Raw genomic sequence first — 6,354 nt, 5'->3', positions numbered from 1 at the left:
AACCGTAATACCGCTGAAGCTCATAAGGGTGTATCACAAATAGATGTCACTAAGCTGGAACAAACAGCTGGTGAAGACCGTAAAATGGCAACAGAATTGCTGGAAGAAGGATTTAAATACAGTGATAAAGCCTATAAAAAATATAGTGAAGAAGCCTCTAAAAAGCGCAATGATGTAGCCCCTAAAAAGCGCAATGCTGAAGCCTCTAAAAAGCGTAATGCTGAAGCCCCTAAAAAGCGCAATGCTGAAGCCCCTAAAAAGCGCAATGCTGAAGCTCCTAAAAAGCACAATGATGTAGCCCCTAAAAAGCGTAATGCTGAAGCCTCTAAAAAGCGTAATGCTGAAGCCCCTAAAAAGCGTAATGCTGAAGCTCCTAAAAAGCACAATGATGTAGCCTCTAAAAAGCGTAATGCTGAAGCCTCTAAAAAGCGCATGATGGAGTAGAAGGGGAAACCAAATCTGCTATCAACGATGGGACTATCATCCTTACTGATACAACTGGACAGAGGGCGATGGGGCAAGATGCTGGACAAATCATTGGCTCTCTCAACCGCAACACCGCAGCAGCCCACCAAGCTGTAGGACAGCTAGATGTCGCACCGCTTGAGGGAGCAGTGCATAATCGCGTAGATATGATCAATGATTTATCGGATGAAGGAATTAATATCTTTGAACAGGGCTTTGTAAACATGTTTATCAAAGAGCATTATCTGGCTACCGTGGATCACGATGAAAATGGCAATGTGATCTATGCAAAAGATGAAAATGGGAAATATATAAAAGACAGCCACGGAAATCGACAGCCACAATATCATTATTTAACGCCTGAAGAACAACAGAATTTACAAAAAGGTTCTGATGGCAAGGTTCATGTTTTTCTCAATGGTATTTTTACAACACCAGATGACGCAGCCCATAATGCGGTTCAGTTGGCTGATAACAAGAATGATCCACACTATTTTCTGATGTTCCCTCATAGCGATTCGTTCTTGGTAGATTTGTTCATTGCAGGGTATCAGTATGCTCTAGAAGGTAAGTTGGGTATTTTGACCAATTCGACGAAGAAGTACCAGAATCTGTTGTATAGCCTTGGCAATATATAGGATTGCATACTGATGCGCATAGCCGCGGCAGTATGACAGCGGGCAATGGATCGCATGATTTAGAAAAGCATGGTGTTCATGGTATAGCAAAGAAAACAACGATTAATTTCTTTGGACCAGCTTATAATACTCAAAACATGGCAGATACGTTATATATCTTAAGTGATGGAAAGCAGGATTACGTAAACTTGGAAAATCATAAAAATGACTTTTTTGGTACAAAGATTGGCAAAAATCCTTACACTTTTGAGCAAATACCTCCTGGAAGTGGTCCTTGGAAAGAAGCATGGCAAATATTTAAGGGCTACCCCAGTGTCCATGCTTGTTATGGACATCCAAGTGATGCTTGTACAAAGTTCTATGGATTACCTAATCGTACGCCAATTTATTCAAAATATTCAGGGAGGAAAAAATGAAGAAAATCTTAAAACTGTTGAGTTGCATGGCTTTGTTAAGTATCGCTGGATGTGACTCAAAGCCTCCTTCAAAATACTTTGTTATATGGCAAAAGCCAGATGCAGATTCTACTGAAGTAGCAAAAGCATTGTTAGAGTGTGGTAAGCCAACTCCTTATAATGCCGATACAGAAAATAGTGGATTAGGTTTCGGTGAATGGGCAATAATTCATACTTGTATGCTTCAATCTGGCTTCCACTATAGAAGTGAAAATGGAAAGTGGTGTGAAAATTGTCAAGATGATAGGATTCCGGTGTATCCTCTTAGTGGTTCTATCACGCCTCAGCGAAGTGTTGAGAGACGCTTAAATAGCCCTTATTGTAAAAAACATTCAGAACAACTTGAATGCTATCCTTAAGTCTTGCTTGTGATGATCAACAATCCGCCATCCTTGCCTTCACTTGGAATGGCGCGATTGTTTCCTCACGCACATTATTTAACGGATGAAGAACAACAGAATTTACAAAAAGGTTCTGATGGCAAGGTTCATTTTTTCCTCAATGGTATTCTTACAACACCCTATGAGGCGGCTGTTTATGCAGAGCAACATGCGGACAATAAAAATGTACCGCTTTATTTTGTTGTGTTCCCAGAAGCCGATTCTGCTATTTCAGAACTTCTGGTCGCGGGTTATCAGAAGTTTATGGAAAATAACTTTTTGGGTTTGACCAATTCAACACAAGAAGCAAAAGATCTAATGTCTCGCTATGGTAACACGGGATTGCATTTTGATGCCCATAGTCGTGGCAGTTTGACAGGCTTTAATATGATGAATTCTTTCAAACAAGAAGGTGTAAATGATGTAGCAGGCAATACAACGATCAGTTTCCATGGACCAGCGGCTAATGTTTTGGCGGCATCCGGTTTGTTAGGTTATGTGAGTGGTGGCAAACAAACCACTATTGGTTTTGATGGGCATAGATTTGACGTTGTAAGCAGATTGATTGGTGGCAATGGCTATGCTTATGAGACAATATCTGCTGGTAGTAACTGGTGGACAGAATGGTGGAGAGTGATCATGAATCCCATAAGCTCCCATACCTGTCTTGGAGATGTGGGTCCAAAATGCCAAAAGTTTTATGGCTCATCTCATCGTGAACAATTTCCTTTAAGTAAATCATGGAGTAAAAAATGAAAAAACCTTTAAAATTATTGAGTACATTAACTCTATTAATCATCACTGGTTGTCAATTTAATAAAACTCCTACCTCCTCTATAGGAGCCTGGGAGAAACCGGGAGCAGATTTTACTGAGGTAGGAAAAGCCTTGTTAGAATGTGGCATGCCAACGCCTTATGATGTCGATCCAGAAAACAGAAAGCAGAGCATTAATGCAAAAGCAACAATTTATGCTTGCATGGTTCAATCAGGTTTCCGTGATAAAGTGGGGGGAGGGACTTGGTGCGAGAATCATAAAGCCGAAAACCTTCCCATTTGTCGTCCAGGCGCTGTCATCCCGAGGCGCAGTGTCAAGAAGCGCTTAAACAGCCCTTTTTGTAAAAAATATAAAAATGCACCTGAATGCAAACCTTAAGTCTTGCTGTTTGTGATGGTCAACAATCCCTCATCCTTGCTTTTGCTTGAAATGACGGGATTGTTTCCTCAATCCATCATCTCAATATTGGTCACCGTTGTTTTAAGCAGCGATGACAGAAAATATCAACAAGCTTCCGAGCTGTTTTATAGTAAATAAATCCATTGAAAGAGGGAAAAAATGAAGAAAATCTTAAAACTATTGAGTTGCATAGCTCTCTTAAATACAGCTGGATGTGTTAACCAACCTCCTCCATCAACTTTAGCATTATGGGAAAAGCCAGGTGTCGATAAAGCGATGATCCAACAATCCTTATCAAAATGTGGCTGGAAACCGGTTTATGCTTCTTCTAGTGATATGAATTCGTATGCGAGTGAATTTGCCTCAGTTTATGAGTGTATGAAAAAAGCAGGTTTCCGGTATAAATTGCAAGATTCAAAAGGGCTCTATTTTGTACAACCTCTGAAAAGTGACTCGTTTTTAGCTAATTTGGTGCTAGCTGGATATCAGCAATTGATGGACAATGACACCTTTGGTGTGACCAACAAAACGAAACAGGAACGCGCTTTACTAACGCATTTTGAGGATGAAAGAAAACGTCAGCAAAAGCAAAAAGCTTTACAAAAGCGATCACCAAAGCGTCCTCCCCATCGTTAAAAGGTCGTTGGATAAAATCACGAATGAAGTAGGGGATCAAAGCCGTCTCCTTCTTTATTCAAGCGGGTGGCACTTTAAATAAGGCAGCATTCATGGTGTTGGAGCCGATATTATCGCTGGTACCAATCCTGTTTATGCAAATGGTGAGCAGAGCGGGAATATCACCTTGGGAGCAGGTAAAGATATCATTTTTGAAAGTGTACAAAACCAGCTCGTGGGTGTTGCTACAGCCCTTGGCTCTTAAGACGATTCATAAGAATCATTTTTACTCCTTTCTTCTATAGTTTTTACCCACACATCAGCCCCGCTTATGATGTGCAAGCAAGTGATTTTGATTGATTCAAGAAAAACATTTGAATGCACACTTACCAGAAGAGGAGCATTTAAAAGCAAGTGGTGATCTTGAACAAAAAACAGATTATATCAAGTCACTTGATAACTTTGTTCAGACAGGAGCAAATCCAAGTAGCTTATGGGAGCGTTTTAGAAAATCAGAATTTTCCGAGCATTTAATGGATTTTTTTGCAGGGCTTGCGTTAGGAAAGACACCACAAGAAAGTTTTTCAAATGCATCTATCCTTATGCGGCAGGGCAACAAGGAACGCGCACAATATAAACAAACTTTGCAATTTTTACGCTCTAAAGGGTATAGCGATGAAGATGCGCAAGCACTCACGCAATATCCAGATCTTGCCATGAAAATCATAGGCAACACGTTAAGCCCTCAAGAAGGCTATAGAACACTACTTAAAAGGCTTAATCGGGGGATTATGAATCTGTACCAACCGAATTGCAGAAATGGACCAAAGCGGGAGGCAAACGTTTACAAGGTCTTGTACACCGGCGTGTAGCAGAGGCAGGACTATGGGCGAAAGGGGCTTATGTTTCTTCCAATTATCAAACAGTAGAAACGCAAGCACCAACGGGGGTTTTCAAAGCAGAAGCATTGGCACCGATTATTGGTTCTTTCTCAGGTCTTGGTGGATTTTTAGTGGGCAATGGACCCATTCAATGGGCTTTAGCCGCCATTATGGTTTTAGCCGCATGTACTGGTATTTTCTTTGTTGCTAAACGCTTTCAGGAGCACCGCCTATGATCTTATGGATGAAAAGAAACTTGATGGTAACAGGTGCGGCTTTAGCCGCTTTTTTTATTGCCTTAGCAAGAGCTTTTACTCTTGGGAAAAAAGCAGAGCAACAAAAGCAAACAGAAAAAGCTTTAAAAGCAGCCACAACACGGCTGGAGGTGGAAAGTGAAGTTAATCAAAAAAGTGATGCTGATGTGCATGCTGCTCTCTCTGACTGGTTGCACGACAAATAAATATGCTTCTTCTTGTGTTGGTTGGTTACCTATTTATTTAAGCCGGCAAGATCTGAACGCCATCAGTTCCAATTTAGCAAGAGAGATCTTAAAGCACAATAATCTAGGTGAATGCTTGTGTGGGTGGAAACATGGCTAGAAAAAAAACACAAGACGATATAGAGCTTACAGAATCAGAAAAAGAAATGATCATCACCTATCAAAGCGTGAAAATGATATCTCGCTTGATGAAGTGGATAGCATTTTTTCTTTTTTTGCTTATTCTTGATTTTGCACGCCTCATGGATGCGATAGACAACATCTTCGCTCATTTGAAGCAGTGGTTCTCAAAGAATTAGAAAAACTGTCATACAAGCAAAAACTTCGAAAAATTCTTTTTACTATGAATTGGAGATCCAATCATAAGCGTAGTTCAGAATGCAAACCAAGTCGTAAGAGCTCTAGTGTTTTGGTATTCGACTTTCGATAGATCACAACTAAATCTGGTTTGATATGACAATCACGACAATTGCGCCATTGACCTGTTAGCGCATGATCTCTCCAATGCGCTTTTAGCGGTTCATTCTCCGCTAACGCTTTGACCACAAGCAGCAAATCCTTCTCTAGTGTATTAGCATACCTACCTTTGCTTTCACGTTTAAGGTCAGACCGGAATGAACGCGTATAGACAATATAGCAAGCTTAGGTTTTCTTTTCAGATTTACGCATTTCGGTTCTATCTTCCCGTATCATGGTCCTTAAGCTGTCTAATGATGTATGTTCGACGCATCCCATTTCGGCATCCTCGATAGCTCGTAATGTTTCCGGATTTGGTTGAAAGATCCAAGCGGTAATGTTCGATCTCTAGCAATGCGGGTCATAAACATGCGTACTGCATCCGATACAGTTAAACCCGTAGACTTAATAACTGCACTTGCAATTTCTTGAACTTGATCAGGTATGCGGGCTTGAATTTTTCCCATTTCTAAATCCCCTATTCAATTGTAGTACAATGTACTGCACGTTAAGTCTATGTCAAGAGTTTCAACAATAGCTTTTCACAAGAGAACTTAGCAAAATTCAAAAAATTATTAGAGAAAGTTAGAAGAATAAGATATGTTTTGTAGAAGAATATTGGAAAATCCTATTCCCTAACCTTTATTTATGAACCCCATACTTAAAAAAACATATAAATCAATGTGATATATGAATAAAAAAGAGCATAATATCACTAAAAGAGTGTTATAGAAATGATGTGTCATGACGATTCTACCACTCGATAGTGCTTCGATAAGAGAGGCAATAG

General features: G+C 40.1%; 10 protein-coding genes and 2 pseudogenes. 10 read left to right on the top strand and 2 right to left on the bottom strand.

Going from position 1 to position 6,354, the window contains the following annotated elements; translation table 11 throughout:
- The 10 genes and pseudogenes from ACFIL8_RS07100 to ACFIL8_RS07055 all read left to right on the top strand — a co-directional run.
- A partial coding sequence (locus ACFIL8_RS07100; RefSeq protein ID WP_375689257.1) for a hypothetical protein occupies positions 1-444 on the top strand: 444 nt, incomplete at its 5' end.
- Between the two features lie 68 nt (positions 445-512).
- Positions 513-1,103, top strand: a complete 591-nt coding sequence (locus ACFIL8_RS07095; protein WP_375613041.1) for a hypothetical protein — start codon at positions 513-515, stop codon at positions 1,101-1,103.
- A 32-nt stretch (positions 1,104-1,135) separates the two neighbouring features.
- On the top strand, positions 1,136-1,519 hold the full coding sequence (locus ACFIL8_RS07090; RefSeq protein ID WP_375689255.1) for a hypothetical protein: 384 nt from the start codon (positions 1,136-1,138) through the stop codon (positions 1,517-1,519).
- Complete coding sequence (locus tag ACFIL8_RS07085; RefSeq protein ID WP_375689253.1) at positions 1,516-1,917, top strand: hypothetical protein; 402 nt, start codon at positions 1,516-1,518, stop codon at positions 1,915-1,917. The genes ACFIL8_RS07090 and ACFIL8_RS07085 overlap by 4 nt, the downstream gene beginning before the upstream one ends.
- A gap of 12 nt (positions 1,918-1,929) precedes the next feature.
- Positions 1,930-2,694 (top strand): filamentous hemagglutinin, encoded by a 765-nt coding sequence (locus ACFIL8_RS07080; RefSeq protein ID WP_375613052.1) that lies wholly within the window; start codon positions 1,930-1,932, stop codon positions 2,692-2,694.
- Positions 2,691-3,092 (top strand): hypothetical protein, encoded by a 402-nt coding sequence (locus ACFIL8_RS07075; protein ID WP_375613038.1) that lies wholly within the window; start codon positions 2,691-2,693, stop codon positions 3,090-3,092. Before ACFIL8_RS07080 ends, ACFIL8_RS07075 begins: the two co-directional genes overlap by 4 nt.
- Before the next feature lie 180 nt (positions 3,093-3,272).
- The gene (locus tag ACFIL8_RS07070; protein ID WP_375613037.1) at positions 3,273-3,749 is read left to right on the top strand and encodes a hypothetical protein; all 477 of its coding nucleotides are present in this window, start codon (positions 3,273-3,275) and stop codon (positions 3,747-3,749) included.
- Between the two features lie 740 nt (positions 3,750-4,489).
- Positions 4,490-4,845, top strand: a pseudogene (locus ACFIL8_RS07065) (glycoside hydrolase family protein); the annotation flags it as partial.
- Positions 4,842-5,069 carry a hypothetical protein gene (locus tag ACFIL8_RS07060; protein ID WP_375613036.1) on the top strand — a complete coding sequence of 76 codons (228 nt, stop codon included), beginning with the start codon at positions 4,842-4,844 and terminating at the stop codon, positions 5,067-5,069. The pseudogene ACFIL8_RS07065 and the gene ACFIL8_RS07060, both read left to right, overlap by 4 nt.
- A gap of 131 nt (positions 5,070-5,200) precedes the next feature.
- Positions 5,201-5,407, top strand: coding sequence for a hypothetical protein (locus ACFIL8_RS07055; protein WP_375613035.1), 207 nt, complete (start codon positions 5,201-5,203; stop codon positions 5,405-5,407).
- A 61-nt stretch (positions 5,408-5,468) separates the two neighbouring features.
- Here ACFIL8_RS07055 and ACFIL8_RS07050 read toward each other — a convergent pair whose 3' ends face one another.
- Together ACFIL8_RS07050 and ACFIL8_RS07045 are read right to left on the bottom strand one after the other, a co-directional pair.
- On the bottom strand, positions 5,469-5,741 hold the full coding sequence (locus ACFIL8_RS07050) for a type II toxin-antitoxin system YafQ family toxin (RefSeq protein ID WP_375613051.1): 273 nt from the start codon (positions 5,739-5,741) through the stop codon (positions 5,469-5,471).
- Positions 5,742-5,750: 9 nt separating this feature from the next.
- Positions 5,751-6,031 (bottom strand): annotated as a pseudogene (locus tag ACFIL8_RS07045) (type II toxin-antitoxin system RelB/DinJ family antitoxin).
- Between the last annotated feature and the right edge of the window lie 323 nt (positions 6,032-6,354).

Source organism: Bartonella sp. AP57NXGY (genome assembly GCF_042195805.1).
GTDB lineage: Bacteria > Pseudomonadota > Alphaproteobacteria > Rhizobiales > Rhizobiaceae > Bartonella.
The sequence above is the reverse complement of the archived record's forward strand: the minus strand, read 5'-3'. Positions and strand labels throughout refer to the sequence as shown.

Excerpts from the sequence above, each read along its gene's own strand:
- ACFIL8_RS07080 (WP_375613052.1), top strand. The coding sequence starts at position 1,930 with ATGATCAACAATCCGCCATCCTTGCCTTCACTTGGAATGGCGCGATTG.
- ACFIL8_RS07090 (WP_375689255.1), top strand. The coding sequence starts at position 1,136 with ATGACAGCGGGCAATGGATCGCATGATTTAGAAAAGCATGGTGTTCAT.
- ACFIL8_RS07060 (WP_375613036.1), top strand. The coding sequence starts at position 4,842 with ATGATCTTATGGATGAAAAGAAACTTGATGGTAACAGGTGCGGCTTTA.
- ACFIL8_RS07070 (WP_375613037.1), top strand. The coding sequence starts at position 3,273 with ATGAAGAAAATCTTAAAACTATTGAGTTGCATAGCTCTCTTAAATACA.
- ACFIL8_RS07055 (WP_375613035.1), top strand. The coding sequence starts at position 5,201 with ATGGCTAGAAAAAAAACACAAGACGATATAGAGCTTACAGAATCAGAA.
- ACFIL8_RS07085 (WP_375689253.1), top strand. The coding sequence starts at position 1,516 with ATGAAGAAAATCTTAAAACTGTTGAGTTGCATGGCTTTGTTAAGTATC.
- ACFIL8_RS07095 (WP_375613041.1), top strand. The coding sequence starts at position 513 with ATGGGGCAAGATGCTGGACAAATCATTGGCTCTCTCAACCGCAACACC.
- ACFIL8_RS07075 (WP_375613038.1), top strand. The coding sequence starts at position 2,691 with ATGAAAAAACCTTTAAAATTATTGAGTACATTAACTCTATTAATCATC.